The following is a 20,319-nucleotide window of genomic DNA, read 5'->3' on the forward strand; positions in this document are numbered from 1 at the left end:
GCACTCAAGATCGATCCCGCCGATCTGTATGGCAATGTGAAGCGCAGCGCGGCGTTCGAATATGCCTATGCGCTGTCGGATCTCAACAAGCCGGTCGATCGCAAGAAATGGTCGATGAATCCGCAGGAAGTGAACGCTTACAACGGCGGGCTGGAGAACAAGATCGTGTTCCCGGCCGGGATCCTGCAGGCGCCTTATTTCAGCGAGAGCGTCGACGATGCCGTCAACTATGGCGCCATCGGCGCCGTGATCGGCCACGAAATCACCCATGGCTTCGACGATCAAGGACGGAAGATCGACGCCGAGGGCGCAGTGCGCGACTGGTGGACCGCCGAGGATGGTGGGCGTTTCGAAGCGCAGGCCAAGGCGTTCGGCGCGCAATATGCGACCTATGAGGCGGCGCCGGGCGCGTTCATCAATCCCGATCTGACGATGGGCGAAAATATCGCCGATCTGGCCGGGCTGGAGGTCGCATATGACGCCTATCACCGTTCGCTGGGCGGCAAGGAAGCGCCGGTGATTGACGGGCTGAGCGGCGACCAGCGCTTCTTCCTCGCCTTTGCGCAGGCGTGGCGCGACAAGGCGCGCGAGGATTCGATCAAGCAACAGGTCGCGAGCGATCCGCACAGCCCCTCGCGTTGGCGCATCATCGGCCCTGTGCGCAACGTCGATGCATGGTATAAGGCGTTCAATGTCCCTGCCGGCGCCAAATATTATCTGAAGCCCGAGGAACGCACGCGGATCTGGTAGTTCTGAGACCCCTTTCTCAGGATCGGGCGGGGGCGGCCTCGTGTCGTCCCCGTACCGCCATCACCGTCAGCGATAGTGCAGCGCCGATGATGACGAAAAGTGCCGGGAAACCACCAAGCACCGACATCATCCGGATGCCGTCGATGCCGCCGCCCGCGACAAGAAGCAGGGCGACCAGCCCCACGGTGATCCCCCATACCGACTGGACGCCCAAGGGGGCCTCGGGGGCGTCGGGCGAGATGCCGCGTGTCGACAGGGCGCTCATCGCCGAAACATTGGCGTCGGCGCCCGCGACATAGGACAGGAAGATCGCAAACAGCACAATTGCCGCGACACCCGATCCGCCGCCCAGGGCGCTGAACAGGCGGAACAGCACAGGGTCCGGCCCCTGCGCGGTCAGGACGGCATAGAGGCTGGCGCCGCTCTGCTGGTCGAGCGCGATCGTCGCGCCGGCGATCGCGGTCATCCACACCGCGCCGAACAGCGAGGGCAGGATCAGATTGTACAGGATGAAGGCGCGGACACTGTAGCCAACTGCGAGCCGTCCAAGGAACAGCGCGGTGACCGGCGCCCAGGCGAACCAGTTGGCCCAGTTGAAGATCGTCCATTGCCGGTGCCAGCCCGTATCTACGTCGAGGCCGAGATTCCGGGGGACGAAGGTCTGGAAGTAGTCGAAGGTGCCGCGTAGCGCGAGGTCGAACATCGCGGCGGTGGGGCCGGCAAGCAGAACAAACGCAATAATTGCGAAGAAAATCCAGGTATTTAGTACCGACAGGCCGGCGATGCCCTTTTGCAGGCCGGTCGCGGCGGAGATCAGGAAGCTGCCGACGATCGCGATTGCGATCGCCCAGCGCAGCGGCGCGCCGCCGGCAAAGCCGCCGATCCCTTCGATTCCGCCCGCCAGCGCGAGGATGCCAGCGCCCATCGAGGCGGCCATACCCGCGACCAGCGCATAGAGGCAGACGATGTCGATGCCCGTCCCGACCGGCCCGTGCGCGCGCTGGCCGAGCAGGGGGACGAACAGCGACGACAGGCTGAACGGTTCGCGGCGATTGTAATAGACGAGCGCGAAAGCGAGCCCGGCGACGGTGTAGATGGCGTAGGGCGTCAGCGTCCAGTGGAGGAACATCGTCGATATCGCGAAGGTCGCAGCGGCGTCGCTGCCGGGCTGAAGCCCCAGCATCGCGGGCGGATCGTTGAGGTGGAACAGGGGTTCGGCAGCGCCCCAGAACAGGATGCCGGTCGCGATCGTCGTGCAAAGCGTCACCGCGAACCAACGCCAGCGGTTCAGGATCGGCTTTGCCTGCGGCCCGCCGATGACCCGCCCGCCGAGCGGCGACAGCGCGATCGCGGCGAGCAGTGCGAGAAAGCCGAGCCCCGCCCAGGCGAAGAGCGGCGAAAAATTGCGCAGGATCCAGTCATTGATCGCCGTCTCCGCTGCGACGAAAGCCGCTCCCTGCCACAGGCTGAGGATCACCGCGGCGAGAAGGACCGCCAGAGGCGTGAAAAACACGGGGCGATTGAGCGGATGCTGCGGGGATGCTGGCAAATGATCGGCCGATCGGACATGGGAAGAACCACCAGCATGGCGGTTGCCCGGAGCGAGGTCAAATTCGCCCCCGGAACGGGATATCGTGCAGCGCGTTGGACCGGCGGAACGGTTGAAGGAGAGCTTCGATGACGAGGATGATTTTGGCGACAGCCGCTGCATTTGCTTTGCTCGGCGCTGGGCAGGCCGTGGCCTTTCAGCAGCCTGTCGACACGGTGGCTGCGGACAAGGCGCCAGCCGACGCTTCGCCCGTGGCCGAGAAACAGCCCGACGGCACGACGCCCGAAGAGCGGGCGAACACCGCGCGGCTGAACGCCGCGCAAGCGTCGCAGGCGAAAGCCGAAGTGACGACCTACGAACAGGAGGTTGCGGCGGCGAAACAACAGGTCGCGCACGACCAGGCGGTGTTCGCCGAGGAGACTGCAGCCTATGAAGCCGAAAAGGCTCGCGTTGCCGCGATGTCGGCCGAAGAGCGGTTGAAATGGGAAGCTGATGCGGCCGCGTGCAAGGCGGGCGATATGACGCGCTGTGCCGCACCGGCCACGCCGCCGCGTTAAATCGTCAGCGTTCGGTGGACGATCGCGCCATTTCGCCGGCGGGCGGAGGCTCTTCGCCGGGGACGGTCCGCGAAACATCCTCGACTTTGGCCATGTCCTCTCGGCCGCGTGACTCGAGGTCGGGAAAGCGGCCGCCATAGCGGTAGCCATCGTCGACGGGTTCGACCGGCGCGAGCGGATCGACATCGACCGCCCCCATTTCACGGAACCCGTAATTCATGCGCTCTTCGTGCTGCGCGCGGAGGCGCGCCGCGGCGCCATAGCTGTCGGCGCAATCGGTGCAGGCGGGTGCTCCTTCGCCTTGCGGCATGGCCGCATCAGGGTTGGCGCTGAGGCTCGAAAAGGATGGAACCTCGTCCGATAGGCCATTCGTTCGGGTTCCGACTGCAAGTTCGCCGAGGAGCATGCCGCCGCCCGTGCCGATGAGGGCCAGCACCAGCCACCGGAATACACGGACGGCGTTGCTGTCGCGACTCGTGGCGGAATGTCTTCGCCTGACCATAGGCCATGATGGCCACGCCGGGGACACGGTTGCAAGCCGTCGATGGGGACGACCGCCGGCCATTGGTCGACGCTTCAACGCCTTTCGTCTCTCAATCGAGCGGGCGTTCGCGCCGATCGATCCAAAATGGATTCCCGCGACGTCCAGAGGGTATTCCAACGATGCGGGATATCGGGGCGATGGTCTCCCCGGTCCACGGTCCGGTATCCCGCATCCCTTGTAAGAGAGGACTCCCCCATGGCGAAATTTCCCTTCATCCTGTTCGCGGCGCCGCTAGCTGCCGCGGGCACCGTCGCTCCAGCTACCGCATCGGCAGCAGGCGAAGAGCGGCAGAGCGTCACCGTCCGCTACGACGATCTCAACCTTTCCAGCGAGCGCGATCGTGACCGGCTCACCACGCGCATCAAACTGGCGGTGGAAACAGTGTGCGGTGGCGGGCCGGGCTATCGGCAGGCTTTGCGCGAGCGGGCGATCGCGCAGCGCTGCGAGGCAACAACTATGGCCGATGCCAATGTCAAGCTGGCCAGCCTGTTTGGCGGCGATGGCACACGCCTGGCCGCCCGCGGACGGATTGTCGTCGCCGCGCCCTGACGATAGCCCGGTCCGCCGCGCAAAGGCGGCCATGCCCCCCGGGCCATGGCCGCCTTCAGGCGTGCATGATCGCCTTTACATCGTGAAGATAGGTGCGGCCGATGCGATGCACGCCGCCTTCGCCCAGATCGACGCTCCATGCGCCGTCGCCATGGTGTTTCAGCCCGACAATGCCTTCGCGGCGGATCATTTTCGATCGGTGAATACGCATGAACTGGTCGGGATTCATTCGCGCTTCCAGTGATTTGATCGTCTGGTGGATCAACCAGCTGCGCGCGCCGACATGCAGGCGCATATAATCGCGCTCGGCCTCGATCAAATCGACCTGGCCCGCGTCGATGCGAAGCATCTCGCCGCGGTTCTGGACCCAGAATTCGTTGATCCACTTGCTTTTTTGCTTGTTTTGTCCGCGGTCGGCGGCGCGCCATTCGCGTACCCGCGCCAGTGCACGATTGAGGCGGTCGGGGGACACGGGCTTCAGCAGATAATCGACCGCCGCGACATCGAACGCCGCCACGGCGTAGCGATCGAAAGCGGTGACGAAGATGACCGCCGGCGGATTTTCGAGCGCGTCGAGCGCGGCGGCGACTTCCAGCCCGTTGAGATCGGGCATCGCGATGTCGCACAGCACGAGATCGGGCGCGAGTGCGTCGACCATGCGAAGCGCCGACGCGCCGTCGCTGGCGGTGCCGACAAGCGAGATACCCTCCTGCTGCCCGGTCAGGATCTGGAGTCGTTCGATCGCCAGCGGTTCATCATCGACGATCAGGGTGCGAAGCGTCTGTAGCATGATCAGCAAGCCTCCCGTGCCAGCCGCAGCCAAAGTGAAACGACGAAACCACCGCTGTCCTAAGGACCCCATTCGCACCCGGCGGTGGGCCCATAGCGGGTCAGCAGGCGTTCGCGGACATTACCAAGGCCGAGCCCGGTACCCGAAGCGGGGACGGGCGCCTTGGGGTCGATATCATTTTCGATGCGCAGGACGAGCAGGCCATGTTCGGCGCTGGCGTGCAGGCGGATCGCAATCTTTCCCTTGCTGGGCGAGACGCCGTATTTGATCGCGTTTTCGATAATCGGTTGCAGGATCAGCACGGGAACGCGGGCGTGTTCCAGTTCACCGGGCATCGTCACCTCGACCTGCAACCGGTCGGGGAAGCGCGTCTGTTCGATATCGAGATAGAGGCGCTGGAGCGCGATTTCCTCGTCGAGACTGACGAGCTGTTCGGGGTCGACCGCAAGGCTGGAGCGAAGAAAGGACGACAGGTTCATGATCATCGTCTCCGCCTCGGCCTTCGAACCCTTGAGGACGAGCGTGGACAGCGAATTGAGCGTGTTGAACAGGAAGTGCGGATTGACCTGATAATGCAGCGCACGGAGTTGCGCCGTCTGTGCCTCGATACGGAAATGGTTGGCGCGCCGCTCGACCACACGCATCTCGTTCGCATAGCCGAACGCGACGTAGAGCGCGGCCCAGACGGCAAAAAAGAAATACCAGCGGATCGAGCTGTCGAGGATCAGCATCGTCTCCCACGCCACGGGGAATTTTTCCTGTAATTCCTCGACGATCTTCCCGGCATCGGGGCCGGGAAACCAGTAGAAAAAGACGAGCATGTTGATCGTCGCATAGACGACGACCAGCGGGATGGCGGCGCCCATCGCGGCGGCAAGGCGCGCACCGAAACTTTGCGGCTGGGCGCGCTGGAGCAGCTGGTAAAGCACGAAGGTGCACAAGATACCTGCGATGACGACGATGCCGCGCCGTCCCGCGTAGGACCATTGTTCGGTGGCGCCCGTGAGCATCGCGAGGCCGGTGGTGATCAGGAAATAGATCAGCCACATGGCGATGATCGACCCGATCGCGACACGCGGATTGACGCGGGCGTCGGAAGCGCGCCAGTCGGGCGCCGCTGCCAGCATTTTCGCACGCTGGTCGCGCAGCGCGTCTTTGCGGTTTGTCATGTTCATTGCGGCTGCTTTAGCGCCAAAGGCGGCATGAAGGCCAGCATTCACCGGGACGCCAGTCGAAGCGGTGTGCGCCTTGGTCGAAAGCCGGATGCGGGTCAGCTGCCCGGTTGCGGGAGCGTCCGGCGCCAGCCGCCGCGCTGATAAATCACCCAGGCCATCGCGAGCGAGGTGAGCGACGAGAGCGGAAAACTCCACCACAGGATGTCGCTGCCGACCGCAGGATAGCCGAAATAATAGATGCCGAGGCGGATCGGGAACATCGACAGGAAGAGAATGACGAGCGGCGGCACGACCGAACCGTTCGCGCGCAGGGTGCTGATCAGCACGATCGTCGTGCCGAACGGCAGGAAGGTCCAAGTGGCGATCAGCTGGATATTGCGCGCGACATCGATCGCGGGGCTTTCGCTGCCGAGGAAGAGCGCGAGCGCGGCGCGGTCGAAGAGGAGGAGCAGGACGATCAGCACGCCGGTCATGGCGAGGTTGATCATGATCCCGCTGTTCGTCACCGACGCCACGCGATCCCAGCGCCCGGCCCCGATATTCTGCGCCGCCATCGAGCTGACCGCGGCGCCGACCGCGAGCGCGGGCATCTGGATATAGTTCCAGAGCTGGAGCGTCGCGCCATAGGCGGCAGCGGTGACGAGCCCCTCGCGGTTGACGAGCCCGACCATGACGAGCCCGGCACCCGAGATCACGAGCATCTGCGCCCCCATCGGCAGCCCGCGCCCGATGATGAAACGCAGCTCGCTCCATTTGGGATACAGATAGGCGAGTTCGCGGCCGCGGAGGCGGAGCACGTGATTCTTCGCGTAGAACCAGGCAATCATTCCCGCGAGGCTGATCGTGCCGGCGGCCGCGGTGGCAAGCGCGCTGCCCGCGATGCCGAGGCGCGGGAAGGGGCCGAGGCCAAGGATGAGCACCGGGTTGAAAGCGATATCGAGCACAACCGCGAGGATCATGAAGCGGAGCGGCGTCACCGCGTCGCCCGCACCGCGCGACGCCATCATCAGCGTGACCGAAAGCATCGAGGCGGGGACCGCGAGGAAGGTGACGCGGAGATAGTCATGCGCGAGCGCAAAGGCCTCGGGCGGGGTTTCGAGCCAGCGCAGGATACGGTCGGAGGCGAACCAGCCGAGGATCGCGATGACGACCGAAAAGATCAGCGCGAGGCCGATGACGCCGCCGGTGGCGCGACGCGCGGCGTCGACGTCGCCGCGGCCCATCGACTGGCCGATCAGCACGGTCGCAGCCATGCCGAAACCGAAGAAGGCGCCGAACATGAGGAACATGATGATGTTCGCGTTGGCGGTCGCGGCGAGCGCGCCTTCGCCGAGGAATTGCCCGACCCAGATCGAATTCACCGAGCCTGACAATGTCTGGAGGATATTCGATGCGAGCGTCGGCAGCGCAAAGAGGATCAGCGTTTTGGTGATCGGTCCGCTGGTCAGGTCCATCCGCCCGCCGCCACGCGCCGTCTGGCGCGGCGGGACAGGGCTTGCCGCGGGGTCGGCTGCAGCCGCGACGGGGGTGGGGGTGACGGGGACGTCGTCGCTCAGTCCGGTGGTCATTCGGGCCCGCCCTCGAGATCGCCGACGCATTGCAGTTCGGGATCGCTTTTTGCCGCCTGTTCGAGTTTGCGGGTCTGTTCCGTGATCTCGGGGAAAAGACGGTCGGGGGCGACGCGATAGGATGTGATCAGCGCCAGCGCCCATCCATAGTGGCGGGCGCCGGCGGCGCAACTGTCGCTGCCGCCATCGCCTTCGCCCCAGACCTCGCGCCAGCCCGTCGTGCCTTCACGGGTCAGGATGATCTTGAAGCCCCCGATGGCGCCATTGTCGCCTTCGGCATAGGCAATCACGCGATCGCCGTCGTGCCAGACGCGCAGATGGCGGAAGGTGAAGCGCAGGTCCGGGTGGGTCCGCAGCGTCTCTATGATGGCCGCGCGTTCGGGGCTGCCGACGGCGGGTGTATAGGGAGTCGCGTCCCTGGCTGCGAGCGGCGCAGCGAAAAGCAGCGCCGTCGCCAGAACCAGAGTTCGCGCCCCCCGCATCACACCAGCCGCGCCAGCGCGGCAGCCAGGCGGTCGGCCTCCGCCTCTTTGGCAGCATGGTCGGCGCGCGCCTTTTCTACCGCTTCGGGCTTGGCGCGTTCGACGAACGACGGATTGTTCAGGCGGCCGGCCAGGCCGTCGCGTTCCTTGGCGGCGGCGGCGAGCGCCTTGGTCAGGCGGTCGCGTTCGGCGGCGATGTCGATCACGCCTTCTAATTGAAGCGCGATAGTCATGTCCGCAACGGTCACTTGGAGCGCATTGTCCTTGCCAAGGTCGCTCGATGGCAGGTCGGACCAATCAATACGCGCAAGTTTGCTGACTGCCGTCCAGTTTGCTTTCAAAGCTTGCTGATTTTCGACACTCCCGCCAGCCACGTAGCACTCCATGCGAGTGCCCGGAGGGATATTCATTTCGCTTCGGGCAGCGCGAACCTTACGGACGCATTCTATGACCAGTTCAATTTGATCGTCAGCCTCTTCGTCGCGCACGTCATTCGGCGCGGGCCATTTCGCGGTGATCAGCGGATAGTCGGCACGGTCGCCGAGCCCCGTCCACAGCTCTTCGGTGATGAAGGGCATGAAGGGGTGGAGCATCACGAGAATCTGGTCGAGCACCCAGCCGGCGACAGCCTTCGTCTCGTCGTCGATCGCGCCCTTGATCAGTTCGAGATACCAGTCGCAGAAACGGTCCCACGCGAAGCTGTAGATCGCGTTCGCGGCCTCGTCGAAGCGGTACGCGGCGAAGGCGGTTTCCATCGCGGCGACGGTCGCGGCAACCTCGCCGATGATCCAGCGGTTGACCGGCAGCGTTGCGGCGGGCGCTTCGAAGCTGGTCGATGCGGAGATGCCATTGGCTTCGCAGAAGCGCGCGGCGTTCCACAGCTTGGTGGCAAAGTTGCGGTAGCCCGCGAGGCGTGCGTCATCCATCTTGATGTCGCGGCCCTGGCTTTCCATCGCCGACATGAAGAAGCGCAGCGCGTCGGCGCCATATTGGTCGATCAGCCCGAGCGGGTCGACGACATTGCCCTTCGACTTCGACATCTTCGCGCCGTCGGGCGCGCGGACGAGGCCGTGAAGATAGAGCGTCTTCCACGGGACGTCGCCCATGAACTCCATCCCCTGCATCGCCATGCGCGCATCCCAGAAGAAGAGGATGTCGAAGCCCGAGATGAGGACGTCGTTGGGATAGTGGCGCTTGAGGAGCTCGCTGTTCTCGGGCCAGCCAAGCGTAGCGAAGGGCCAGAGCGCCGAGGAGAACCAGGTGTCGAGCACGTCCTTGTCGCGGGTTAGGGCGACACCTTCGCCGGCTTCGGCCTGTGCTTCCTCTTCGGTCTCGGCCACGAAGATGCGGCCGTCCTCGGCATACCATGCCGGGATGCGGTGGCCCCACCAGAGCTGGCGCGAGACGCACCACGGCTGGATATTCTCCATCCAGTTGAAGAAGGTCTTTTCCCACGTCTTTGGCACGATGTTGATGCGCCCGTCGCGCACCGCCTGCATCGGTGGCTGCGCGAGCGTCTTGGCGTCGACATACCATTGGTCGGTCAGCATCGGTTCGATCACGACGCCGCCACGGTCGCCGAACGGCTGCATGATCAGCTTGTCCTCGACCTTGACCATCAGCCCCTCGGCATCGATGTCGGCGACGACGCGCTTGCGCGCTTCATAGCGATCGAGCTCGCGATATTCCTCGGGAACGAGGTTGAGTGTGTCGATTTCGGCGGGGGTCGCGGAGACACCCTTCGCGATCTCGACCGCGCGCGCGGCGGCTTCGGCATAGGGCGCGCCGTCGGCGCGCATCGCGGCGACTTCGTCCATCAGCCGGTACATCGGAATGTTGTTGCGCTGCGCGACGCCATAGTCGTTCTCGTCGTGCGCGCCGGTGATCTTGACCGCGCCCGACCCGAAATGCGGATCGGGATATTCGTCGGTGATGATCGGGATCAGGCGGCGATGCTCCTTCGGCCCGACCGGGATCTCGCAATATTTGCCCACGATCGGCCGATAGCGTTCGTCATCGGGGTGCACCGCAACCGCGCCGTCGCCGAGCATCGTTTCGGGGCGCGTCGTGGCGATTGCGATATAGTCGCGCTCTTCCTCCAGCACGACATTGCCATCGGCGTCGCGCTCGACGTAGGTGTAGGTTTCACCGCCCGCGAGCGGATATTTGAAGTGCCACATATGGCCCGGCACTTCGTGCGATTCGACTTCGAGGTCCGAGATCGCGGTCTTGAGCGCGGGATCCCAGTTCACGAGGCGTTTGTCGCGGTAGATCAGGCCCTTTTTGTGGAGGTCGACGAACACCTTGACCACGGCCTCGGTGAAATGCGGGTCCATCGTGAACTGTTCGCGCGACCAGTCCATCGAGCAGCCGAGGCGGCGGAGCTGGCCGGTGATCTGGCCGCCGCTTTCGGCTTTCCATTCCCAGACCTTGTCGACGAACTCTTCGCGCGTGAAATCGGTGCGCTTTTGCTGGCGCTCGTTGAGCTGGCGCTCGACGACCATCTGCGTCGCGATGCCGGCATGGTCCATGCCGACAACCCAGAGGGCGTCCTTGCCGCGCAGCCGCTCGTAGCGGACGAGCACGTCCTGCAGCGTGTTGTCGAGTGCATGGCCGATGTGCAGCGCGCCGGTGACGTTCGGCGGCGGGTTGACGATCGTGAAGGGTGTCGCGTCGGGACGCGCGGGACGGTAGAGTCCACGGCTTTCCCATTCATGGGCCCATTTCGCCTCGATAGCGGCAGGATCGAACGTTTTTTCCATCGGCATAGCCGGGCGCCTTTGCCAGCCGGGGCGCGAGGCGGCAAGGGGGTGATCGTTTTAACGGCCCTCTCTCGTTCGTCATGCCGGGCTTGACCCGGCATCCCGCTTTGCTGTCGCGAAGGAAGACGCGGGACCTCGGATCAAGTCCGGGGTGACGAAAGGAGAATGAAGGCCGGCCTATTTCTTCAGATATTCACCCAGCCAGTTGAACACCGTCTGGTGCCACTGGACGCTGTTCGCGCCCTTCAGTACCCAGTGATTTTCGTCGGGGAAGACGAGCAGCTGCGACGGGATGTTCCGGCGCTGGAGCGCGGTGAAGGCGGCGAGACCCTGCGTATAGGGGATGCGGAAATCCTTCTCGCTGGTGATCACCAGCATCGGGGTCTTCCATTTGGTCACATGGTTCACCGGGTTCCATTTTTCATATTCTTCCGGAACCTGGAAATAGGGACCGCCATGCTCCCATTCGTCGAACCATAGCTCCTCGGTTTCATAGGCCATCGCGCGCGCGTCGAAGACGCCGTCGTGCTGGACAAGGCATTTGAAACCGTCGGTCCACTGGCCGGCGATCCAGTTCATCATATAGCCGCCATAAGAAGCGCCGAGCGCACAGGCGTTGGCAAGGTCGAGCTGCGGATCCTGCTTGCCAGCGGCAGCGAGGCCGAGCCTCAGATCCTCGAGCGGCTTGCCGCCCCAATCCTTGTTGATGCTGTCGGTAAAGGCCTGACCGTAACCGGTCGAGCCGTGGAAATCGACGCTGACCACGCCATAGCCCTGCTGCGCGAACAGGCGCGGATTCCAGCGCGTCGACCAGGCGTTTCCGAAGCTGCCCTGCGGGCCGCCATGGACGATGAAGGCGACCGGCAGCTTCTGGACCGGGCTGACGGGTTTCAGGATGATGCCCCATACCTTGTCGCCGTTGGCACCGGCGAACTGGATGCGGTCCATTTCGACCTGATCGAACTGGGCCAGCGTCGTTGCGTTGACCGCGGTGATCTGGCTGACCTTGCCCTGCGCGTCGCGGACATAGAGATCGGTCGGCGCGAGCGCGGTGTTGCGCGAATAGAGCAGGGCCCCGCCCGGAAGCGGCGTGACGTCGCCGATATTGCCCTCGAAAGCTTCGGTCGTCGCCTTCAGTTTCTCGACCTTGCCGCTCGCGGCATCGACGCGAAATACCGGATTCTCGAGCGTGTCCTGTGCGGTGACGTAGAGCGACTTGCCGTCCGCGGCCCAGGCGATCGAGGCGACCGAGCGGTCCCATGCGTCGGTGAGCTTCTTCGTCTCGCCGCTTTCGAGGTTGCGCAGCATCAGCACCTGCCGGTCGGCTTCGTAGCCCGGCCGCGCCATCGCGGCATAGGCGAGCCATTTGCCGTCGGGCGAAGGGGTGGGAAGGGTATCGGTCGCCTGATTGTCCTGCGTCAGATTGACCGGCATCATGCGGCTGTCGACCAGCCAGCTATAGATATCGAGATTGGTCGAGGTTGGTTCGTTGCGATCGGCCTTGCGCAGCGTGAAAAAGACGGTGCGGCTGTCGGCACCCCATGCGAGTTCTTCGCCGCCGCCGAAGGGTTTCGACGGGCTGTCGCCGGTGAGGCCGGCGTCGACCGGACGTGCGGCGCTTGCCTTGCCGTCCGCGAGGTTGAAGACGAAGGGACGGCTGTAAGTGCCCGGGGTTTCCCATTCGTCCCAGTGGCGGACGAAGCCCGCACCATCCTTGTACAGACGGCCTGTGCCGGGCCCGGGAAGTGCACCCTTGTCCTTCGCGTCGCAACCGAAGTCGGTGCATTCCCTGGGGATGTCACCCCATGCGAGCAGCTTGGTCGCGTCGGGCGAAATCCTGAAGCCCGACACATCGGCGCTGGTCTCGGTGACCTGCGTCGCGGCGCTGCCTGCTTTCGGGTCGACACGCCAGATCTGGCTTGTCCCCGAGGCGTTCGAAAGGAAATAGAGGATGCCGTCCTTGTCGAAGGCGGGAGCCGTTTCATTCTTGCCCGCGGCATCGGCGACCGGAGCGGGTTTCGCGTCCTTCGCGTTGCGGTCAATGAGCCACAGGCCGGTCGAGCGCTTGTAGGTCCCGGCCTCGGTCTCGGTCATCTGGAACACGACCCAGCGGCCGTCGGGCGACGCGGTCGGTGCCGCAACGCGTTTGAGCGTCGCGAGATCGACTTCGGTCATCGGCCGGGCGAAGGCGGGGGTTGAGAGGGCGGCGGCGAGCGCGATGGCGCTGGACAGGATATGGTTTCGCATGAAAGCGGTTTAGCGATGCAGCGCGCGGGTTCAAGGCGGAACGCGCATCGAGGTGGCATCGATCGGGGCAGGGAAAAATTCTGGCTTGCGAGTGCGCAAATAAACCTCTCTGGCCGGGCGGCTTGAAAGCCCGCATCGGGCTGGCCGAAAAGCAATCAGGATATCCATGTTCCGCGCCATAATGAAGACAAGCCGCCTGTTCGTGCCGCTGCTCGCAGGGGCGAGCCTGCGCGACCGCGTGATTGGCAGCGTGGGCGCCGTGCTGGGGATCGGCCTCGTCGGCATCGCCTGCCATGCCCTGTTTCCTGCAACGATGCCGTGGATCGTCGCGCCGATGGGGGCGTCGGCGGTGTTGCTGTTCGCCGTTCCCGCCAGCCCGCTTGCCCAGCCGTGGTCGATCGTCGGCGGCAATGTGATTTCGGCGAGCGTCGGCGCGGTGGTCGCGCAGATCGTTCCCGATCCTGCGATCGCCGCGGCCGTCGCGGTTTCGGGAGCGATCCTCGCGATGTCATTGCTTCGCTGCCTGCATCCGCCGGGCGGCGCCGCGGCGCTGAGCGCGGTGCTGGGGGGATATGCGTTGTTTTCGGCGCATGTGATCGATTTCCTGACCGTCGTACTCGTCAATTCGCTCCTGCTTGTCTCGATAGGCTGGTTGTTCCACTGCTTTTCGGGTCACAGCTATCCGCACCGGGCGAAGCCGGTCGAAGGCAGGGCTCTGGCGCCCGCGCCGGTTTCGGGCCTGCTGATGGACGATATCGACGCGGCGCTCGACGATCTCGGCGAAACCTTCGACATCAGCCGCGAGGATCTCGCGCTGCTGCTCGAGCGCGCGGAGATACACGCGGCGGAGCGCGGCAAGCGGTAAGGCAAATTCCGCCGGGATGACAAAAGGGAAAAGCTGCTCGGTTCTGGATGGGCCGCCCGGCCCTATCGGACGAGTACGCCGCCCTTCATCACATGGTCGATCTTTTCGAGGACAGTGATGTCGGCGAGCGGGTCTGCCCGGACCGCGACGAAATCGGCATAGCGGCCGGGGACGATTGCGCCGACGTCGCTGCGGCCCATTTCCTCGGACGCGCGTCCGGTGGCCGACTGGATCGCCTGCATCGGGGTCATCCCGTATTTGACCATGTTGCGGAACTGCCGCGCGTTGAGGCCATGCGGATAGACGCCGGCGTCGGTGGCGTAGCCGATGTTCACGCCCAGTTCGACAGCGCGATGGAACGCGGCGCGTTGCGCGTCGGTCGTCTCGCGGTTCTTGCGCAGATATTCTTCGGGCCAACCCTCTTTGGTGCCGACATCGTCGATCCAGGTGCCGTTATAGATGTCCATCGCGAGCCAGGTACCGTGCTTCTTCGCGAGTTGCAGCGTTGCTTCGTCGGCAAGGCTGGCGTGCTCGATACTGTCGACCCCGGCGTTGATCGCATTCTGGATGCCGATTGCGCCATGGGCGTGCGCGGTGACTTTCTTGCCGCGGGCATGGGCGACTTTCACGATCGCGCGGAGCTGGTCGATCGTCAGTTCGGGCGCGCCGGGTTCGGTGCCGAGCGCCAGCACCGCGCCCGTCGCGATCGTCTTGATGAAGTCGGCGCCATGGTCGAGCAGGTACGTCGTTTTAACCGCCGCTTCCTCGGGCGTCGCCGCGACGCCGAGGCGCATGTCGGGGGGCAGTTGCTCGTTCGGAACGACACCGTTGAGTTCGCCGCCGCCCTTGGGGATCGTGAGATAGGCACCGGCAACCCACATGCGCGGTCCCGGCACGTCGCCGCGGTCGATCGCGTTGCGCAGCGTGACGTCGGTCAGGCCGCGATAGGTGCCGACGTCGCGTACGCTGGTGAAACCCGCATCGAGCGTCACCCGCGCGTTGTGCGCGCCGACGAGCGCGGTCTCGGCGGGCGAAGCCTTCATTGGCGCAGCGAGGTCGGCGCTCTGGCCGAGATCGGCGAGGTGCGTGTGGAGGTCGATCAGTCCCGGCAGCACGGTGAACGTCGACCAGTCGACCCGCGTCACGCCGTCGGGGGCCTTGCCGCACGGACCGACGGCCTTGATATGCTCGGCCTCGACCGTGATGCACTGGCCCGTGCGCACCGCGTTCGAGATGCCGTCGATCAGCCGCCCGGCTTCGATATAGAGGGTTTCGGCCGATGCGGGCGTCGCGGCCAGGGTCGCGGCGAGCGCCGCCGTCAGATATTCGTACCGAAAGCGTCGCATTGGCGTGGATCCCCCGATTGCAGGCCGCGGCGCAGCCAGGTCATGCGTTGCTCGCTCGTCCCGTGCGTGAAGCTTTCGGGCACGGGGCGCTGGCCCGCCGAGCGCATCAGCGTATCGTCGCCGATTGCGTTGGCGGCGCGCATCGCTTCTTCCATGTCGCCGGCTTCGAGTACCGACTGGCCTGCGCTGTTCTTTGCGCGCGCGGCCCAGACGCCGGCGTAGCAATCGGCCTGCAATTCCATGCGGACCTGCAAGGCATTGCCTTCGGCCTGCGACGCGCGTTGCTGCGCGCGGCGGACCTGGTCCGAAATGCCGCTGACCGTCTGGATATGGTGGCCGACTTCGTGCGTGATGACATAGGCCTGCGCCGCGTCGCCCGCGGCGCCGAACTTGCTGTCCAGTTCGTTGAAGAAATCGGTGTCGAGATAGACCCCCTTGTCGGCGGGGCAATAGAAGGGCCCCATGGCTGAGCTTGCCGAACCGCACCCGGTATTGTCCGCGCTTTGCGAATAGAAATTCAACCTCGGTTTCTGGTAGCCGTTGATGAGGTCTCCCCACACCTTATGGGTCGAACGGAAGACGCTGCACGCAAAACGTTCGGCATCGGTATCGCAGGCCACTGGCGTCCCGCCGCGGCTGTCGACCGCAGGATCGGCGGTCCCGCCGCCGCTGCTCAGCATGTTGGCGCCCGGACCGAGCAGGAAAAATGCCGCCGCGCCGAGAATGAGGATCGTGCCGCAGCCCATCTTGCGGCCCAGCAGCATCGGCAGAAGCGCGAAGAGGAGACCGCCGAGTCCCCCGCCACCGCCACCGCTGAACCCGCCGCCACCCCCGCGTCCGAGGTCGCGAATATCGTCTCCGAGGCCGGAATCGTCGTCGAGGCGCATGGGAGTTCTCCAGCGATAAAGCGTTTCTTTCATCCGATAGTTACAGCAGCGCCGGTCAATTGGAAGGGGCTTCGGATATAATCGAGCCATTGCAATAGCCTGTGTTGCGGTGCACAAATCGGCCAGGCCTCCCATCAAGGATCCCCCGAGTCCATGCCCCGCAGAGCCGTCCGCGCCGCATTGCCGCTTCCCGACCTCGTCGTGCTCGTCCTGCAGGGAGGCGGCGCGCTTGGGGCGTTTCAGGCGGGCGTGTACGAGGCGTTGATCGACCTCGGCATCGAGCTCGACTGGGTCGCTGGCATCTCGATCGGCGCGGTCAATGCCGCGATCATCGCCGGGAACGAGCGCGATCAGGCGGTGGGCAAGATGCGCGAATTCTGGGAAGGGGTCTCGTCGGCGCTGCCGTCGCTTCCGGTCGCCGACAATGACTGGGCACGCGAATGGACACATATGGCTGCGGCTGGGCAGGTCGCGGCGTTCGGTGTCCCCGGTTTTTTTACCCCGCGCTTTCCGCCGCCGGCCTTTGCCGAACGCCAGACGCCCGAAGCGGTGAGCTTTTACGATACGACGCCGCTGGTCGCGACGCTCGACCGGCTGGTCGACTGGGAGCGGGTGAACACGGGCAAGGTGCGCCTGTCGGTCGGTGCGGTCGCCGTCGAGACCGGGAATTTCCGCTATTTCGATACGACATGCGACACGATCGACGCGCGCCATATACTGGCTTCTGGGGCATTGCCGCCGGGGCTGCCGCCGGTCGAGATCGACGGGACCTGGTATTGGGACGGCGGGCTCGTGTCGAACACGCCGCTTGAGCATGTCGTCGAGGCGGCGAACGAGGATATGCTGGTGTTCCAGGTCGACCTGTTCCCGGCGCGCGGACCGCGGCCGCACGATCTGGAAGAAGCCTGGTCGCGTGAGAAAGATATCCGCTATTCGAGCCGCACGCGTCGCATTTCGGACGGGCTGGTGCGGCGGCGCAAGGAGCACCGGCTGATCGACCGGATGCTGGAAAAACTGCCCGCCGAATTCGCCGACCTGCCCGAGGTGAAGGCCGTTCGCAAAATGGTCGATTGCAAGGCGCTCAACGTCGTCCAGCTGATCCATGAGCCGCCTGTCTGGCAAACGGGCGCGCGTGATTTCGAATTTTCGCGCTCGACGATGGAAGTCAACTGGGCGCTCGGCCGCGATGCGGTCGAGGCGGCGATGAAGGACGGCCACCTGCTCGCCGACAGTATCGCCGAAGGCCGGTCGGACAGCTTTGCGGTGCAATCGAATGCATTGCGACCAAAGACGGATACCGGCGTTTCCTGACTCTCTCCCCCACCGAAAGGACCCCAAAATGCGCCTCACTGGAAAGACCGCCCTCGTCACCGGATCGACCTCCGGCATCGGGCTTGGCATTGCGAAAGTGTTCGCCGCAGAAGGCGCAAACATCATTATCAACGGCTTTGGCGATGCCGATGCGATCGAGACCGAGCGCAAGGGGCTGGAAGCGACGAGCGGCGGCAAGGCCGCCTATGACGGCGCCGACCTGACCAAGCCCGATCAGATCGAGGCGATGTTCCAGCGCGCCGATGCCGATTTCGGCGGCGTCGATATCCTCGTCAACAATGCCGGCATGCAGTTCGTGTCGCCGGTCGAGGATTTTCCGCCCGAGAAATGGGACATGATCATCGCGCTCAACCTGACCGCGGCGTTTCACACGATCCGCCATGCGGTGCCGGGGATGCGCAAGAAGAAGTGGGGGCGCATCATCGCCACGGCGTCAGCGCACTCGCTCGTCGCCTCGCCGTTCAAATCGGCCTATGTCACCGCCAAGCACGGGCTGGCGGGCCTGACCAAGACGGTCGCGCTGGAAGTCGCCGACGCCGGGATAACGGTGAATTGCATCAGTCCGGGCTATGTCTGGACGCCGCTGGTCGAAAACCAGATCCCCGATACGATGAAAGCGCGGAACATGACGCGCGAGCAGGTGATCAACGACGTGCTGCTCGCCGGCCAGCCGACGAAGCAGTTCGTTACCGTCGAGCAGGTCGCGGCGATCGCGTCCTTCCTGACCCGCGAAGAGGCGGCCAATATTACCGGCGCGAACCTGAGCGTCGACGGCGGGTGGACGGCCGGCTGATCCGCTGCGCCCTTGAGCAATCTCCCTGGCCCTCCTAAGGTTAACCATCGAGGGACCGGGGAGAAGCGGAGAATCATGGGTCGCACCATTTGGGTATTGGCGGTGGCGTTGAGTGCCACCCTGGGCGCTTGCCGGACTGTGCCGCCGGTGCCTCCGTCGGCTGCCGACGCGCCGCCGGAAACGGGCACGTGGCGCGCGACGGCGACCGACGCCGACAAGGAGCGTATCCGGAACTGGCACAAGAGCTGGCAGGCGGCGCTCGCAGACGCGCGAGCGAAGGGTAACGGCGCCGATATCGATCGCGAAGGCGTGTTGTTGCAGCCGATGGCCGCGCTCCCCAATCCGCACCTGCCGGCAGGCGACTATCGCTGCCGCACGGTCAAGGTGGGGACGAAGGGGCGCAGCACGCTCGGCTATGTCGGCTATGGCTGGTTCCGTTGCCGCGTGGCGCCCGAACAGGGATTGTCGAGCCTGACCAAGCTGTCGGGGTCGCAGCGCCCGGTGGGGCTGATCTTTCCCGACAATCTGAAGCGGCAGGTCTTTCTCGGCACGCTCGAACTCGGCGACGAGAAGATCGCGGTCAGTTACGGTAGCGACCGGATGCGCGATATGGCGGGACTGGTCGAGCGGATCGGCAACAATCGCTGGCGGCTGGTGCTACCCGCGCCGGCTTATGAATCGCTGCTCGACGTGATCGAATTGGTCCCGGCGAACTGACAACGACAACAGGGGAAAACCGAATGCGTATTTTGTGGACGGGCGTCGCGGCGCTCGCTTTGGCAATGCCTGCGACGGCGCAAACGCTTGGCGGCGAGGTCGAGAAGCAGATGCCGTCGCTGATGGCGATCTACAAGGATTTGCACGCCAATCCCGAGCTCAGCTTCATGGAAGTGCGCTCGGCGGGTATTCTCGCGGCCGAGGCGCGCAAGCTGGGCTTTGAGGTCACCGAGAAGGTTGGCGGTACGGGTGTCGTCGCGGTGATGAAGAACGGGCCCGGGCCGGTGGTGATGGTGCGTGCCGATATGGATGGGCTGCCGGTGACCGAGCAGACGGGCTTGCCCGGGGCGTCGAAGGTACGCGTGACCACGAAGGAAGGCGTCGAAACCGGCGTGATGCATGCGTGCGGCCACGACACCCATATGACCGCGTGGGTCGGCGTCGCGCGGCTGATGGCAGCGAACAAGGCAAAATGGTCGGGCACGCTGGTCATGATCGGCCAGCCCGCCGAGGAACGCGGCGCGGGCGCGCGGATGATGCTCGCCGACGGGCTCTATACGCGCTTTCCAAAGCCGCAATATGCGCTGGCGTTCCACGATGCGGCGCAGTTTCCCGCGGGCAAGATCGGCTATACGCCGGGCTATGCGCTCGCCAATGTCGACAGCGTCGATATCAGCGTGAAGGGGGTTGGCGGTCACGGCGCCTATCCGCAGACAACCAAGGACCCGATCGTGCTCGCGAGCCGGATCGTCGGCGCGTTGCAAACGCTCGTCTCGCGCGAGATCAGCCCGCTCGACAGCGCGGTGGTGACCGTCGGCAGCTTCCATGCCGGCGCCAAGCACAATATCATTTCGGACGAGGCGAAGCTGCAACTGACGGTGCGCAGCTATTCCGACGAGGTTCGCGACCATCTTCTCGACGGCATCGCGCGCATCGCGAAGGGCGAAGCGATTGCGGCGGGAATTCCCGACGACAAGATGCCCGTCGTGACGGTCAACAAGGACGAATATACGCCCTCGACCTTCAACACCCCCGAATTCACCGAAGAGATGGCGGCGTATCTGAAAACCAGTTTCGGCGACGATCGCGTCGTCCAGATGCCGCCGGTGATGGGCGGCGAGGATTTCAGCCGCTTCGGGCGCGAGGACAAGAGCATCAAGAGCCTGATAGTCTGGGTCGGCGGGGTGCCGCAGGCCGAGTATGACGCGGCGAAAAAGGAAGGGCGGACGCTGCCGAGCCTGCACTCGCCCTTCTGGGCACCCGACGCGCCGGCGGTGATCTCGGCCGCGACTGAGGCACTGACCGCGATGACGATGAAGTTGATGGCGAAGTGAGGGAGAAAGTTCGTATGTCGGAGAGGCGTGAGCAATACTATTAACATCAGCTGGAAAAATATAGAAAAAGCA

The 20,319-nt window shown here is 64.7% G+C and carries 18 protein-coding genes; 8 read left to right on the forward strand and 10 right to left on the reverse strand.

Translation table 11 applies throughout. The annotated features are described in order from the left end of the window. Positions 1 to 750 (forward strand): M13 family metallopeptidase (locus VGD20_RS08815; protein WP_331134086.1); only part of this gene is annotated, 750 nt, incomplete at its 5' end. 16 nt (positions 751 to 766) lie between these two features. Here VGD20_RS08815 and VGD20_RS08820 read toward each other — a convergent pair. Further along, on the reverse strand, positions 767 to 2,263 hold the full coding sequence (locus VGD20_RS08820) for a BCCT family transporter (protein ID WP_331134087.1): 1,497 nt from the start codon (positions 2,261 to 2,263) through the stop codon (positions 767 to 769). Positions 2,264 to 2,427: 164 nt separating this feature from the next. Here VGD20_RS08820 and VGD20_RS08825 point away from each other — a divergent pair, with 164 nt between their 5' ends. Beyond that, positions 2,428 to 2,856, forward strand: coding sequence for a hypothetical protein (locus tag VGD20_RS08825; RefSeq protein ID WP_331134088.1), 429 nt, complete (start codon positions 2,428 to 2,430; stop codon positions 2,854 to 2,856). A gap of 4 nt (positions 2,857 to 2,860) precedes the next feature. Here the strand turns inward: VGD20_RS08825 and VGD20_RS08830 are convergent, their stop codons facing one another. Beyond that, positions 2,861 to 3,292: a hypothetical protein gene (locus tag VGD20_RS08830; protein WP_331134089.1), complete on the reverse strand. Its 432-nt coding sequence runs from the start codon at positions 3,290 to 3,292 to the stop codon at positions 2,861 to 2,863. Between the two features lie 303 nt (positions 3,293 to 3,595). Here VGD20_RS08830 and VGD20_RS08835 point away from each other — a divergent pair, with 303 nt between their 5' ends. Further along, positions 3,596 to 3,949, forward strand: coding sequence for a UrcA family protein (locus VGD20_RS08835; RefSeq protein WP_331134090.1), 354 nt, complete (start codon positions 3,596 to 3,598; stop codon positions 3,947 to 3,949). Positions 3,950 to 4,004: 55 nt separating this feature from the next. Here the strand turns inward: VGD20_RS08835 and VGD20_RS08840 are convergent, their stop codons facing one another. From VGD20_RS08840 to VGD20_RS08865, 6 genes are all read right to left on the reverse strand, one after another. Then, positions 4,005 to 4,739, reverse strand: coding sequence for a response regulator transcription factor (locus VGD20_RS08840; protein ID WP_331134091.1), 735 nt, complete (start codon positions 4,737 to 4,739; stop codon positions 4,005 to 4,007). Positions 4,740 to 4,798: 59 nt separating this feature from the next. Next, the gene (locus tag VGD20_RS08845) at positions 4,799 to 5,908 is read right to left on the reverse strand and encodes a sensor histidine kinase (protein WP_331134092.1); all 1,110 of its coding nucleotides are present in this window, start codon (positions 5,906 to 5,908) and stop codon (positions 4,799 to 4,801) included. Between the two features lie 101 nt (positions 5,909 to 6,009). Further along, the gene (locus VGD20_RS08850; protein ID WP_331134093.1) at positions 6,010 to 7,482 is read right to left on the reverse strand and encodes an MATE family efflux transporter; all 1,473 of its coding nucleotides are present in this window, start codon (positions 7,480 to 7,482) and stop codon (positions 6,010 to 6,012) included. After that, positions 7,479 to 7,964 carry a hypothetical protein gene (locus VGD20_RS08855; RefSeq protein ID WP_331134094.1) on the reverse strand — a complete coding sequence of 162 codons (486 nt, stop codon included), beginning with the start codon at positions 7,962 to 7,964 and terminating at the stop codon, positions 7,479 to 7,481. The genes VGD20_RS08850 and VGD20_RS08855 overlap by 4 nt, the downstream gene beginning before the upstream one ends. Beyond that, positions 7,964 to 10,732 (reverse strand): valine--tRNA ligase, encoded by a 2,769-nt coding sequence (locus VGD20_RS08860; RefSeq protein WP_331134095.1) that lies wholly within the window; start codon positions 10,730 to 10,732, stop codon positions 7,964 to 7,966. Before VGD20_RS08860 ends, VGD20_RS08855 begins: the two co-directional genes overlap by 1 nt. Before the next feature lie 171 nt (positions 10,733 to 10,903). Further along, on the reverse strand, positions 10,904 to 12,973 hold the full coding sequence (locus tag VGD20_RS08865) for a S9 family peptidase (RefSeq protein WP_331134096.1): 2,070 nt from the start codon (positions 12,971 to 12,973) through the stop codon (positions 10,904 to 10,906). A 166-nt stretch (positions 12,974 to 13,139) separates the two neighbouring features. Here VGD20_RS08865 and VGD20_RS08870 point away from each other — a divergent pair, with 166 nt between their 5' ends. After that, positions 13,140 to 13,838 (forward strand): HPP family protein, encoded by a 699-nt coding sequence (locus tag VGD20_RS08870; protein ID WP_331134097.1) that lies wholly within the window; start codon positions 13,140 to 13,142, stop codon positions 13,836 to 13,838. A gap of 62 nt (positions 13,839 to 13,900) precedes the next feature. Here the strand turns inward: VGD20_RS08870 and VGD20_RS08875 are convergent, their stop codons facing one another. Then, positions 13,901 to 15,184 carry an amidohydrolase family protein gene (locus tag VGD20_RS08875; RefSeq protein WP_331134098.1) on the reverse strand — a complete coding sequence of 428 codons (1,284 nt, stop codon included), beginning with the start codon at positions 15,182 to 15,184 and terminating at the stop codon, positions 13,901 to 13,903. Beyond that, a complete protein-coding gene (gene ypfJ, locus VGD20_RS08880) occupies positions 15,157 to 16,071 on the reverse strand; it encodes a KPN_02809 family neutral zinc metallopeptidase (RefSeq protein ID WP_331134099.1) in 915 nt (304 codons plus the stop codon). Before ypfJ ends, VGD20_RS08875 begins: the two co-directional genes overlap by 28 nt. 153 nt (positions 16,072 to 16,224) lie before the next feature. On the opposite strand from ypfJ, the gene VGD20_RS08885 reads away from it, so the two are divergent. The 4 genes from VGD20_RS08885 (at position 16,225) to VGD20_RS08900 (ending at position 20,247) form a co-directional block, all read left to right on the forward strand. Continuing rightward, positions 16,225 to 17,382, forward strand: a complete 1,158-nt coding sequence (locus tag VGD20_RS08885) for a patatin-like phospholipase family protein (protein ID WP_331134100.1) — start codon at positions 16,225 to 16,227, stop codon at positions 17,380 to 17,382. Between the two features lie 28 nt (positions 17,383 to 17,410). Beyond that, positions 17,411 to 18,196, forward strand: a complete 786-nt coding sequence (locus tag VGD20_RS08890; RefSeq protein WP_331134101.1) for a 3-hydroxybutyrate dehydrogenase — start codon at positions 17,411 to 17,413, stop codon at positions 18,194 to 18,196. Positions 18,197 to 18,271: 75 nt separating this feature from the next. Next, positions 18,272 to 18,913, forward strand: a complete 642-nt coding sequence (locus VGD20_RS08895) for a DUF4893 domain-containing protein (protein WP_331134102.1) — start codon at positions 18,272 to 18,274, stop codon at positions 18,911 to 18,913. Between the two features lie 23 nt (positions 18,914 to 18,936). After that, positions 18,937 to 20,247: an amidohydrolase gene (locus tag VGD20_RS08900; RefSeq protein WP_331134103.1), complete on the forward strand. Its 1,311-nt coding sequence runs from the start codon at positions 18,937 to 18,939 to the stop codon at positions 20,245 to 20,247. Positions 20,248 to 20,319: the final 72 nt, after the last annotated feature.

This window comes from Sphingopyxis sp. (assembly GCF_036402335.1).
Taxonomy (GTDB): domain Bacteria; phylum Pseudomonadota; class Alphaproteobacteria; order Sphingomonadales; family Sphingomonadaceae; genus Sphingopyxis.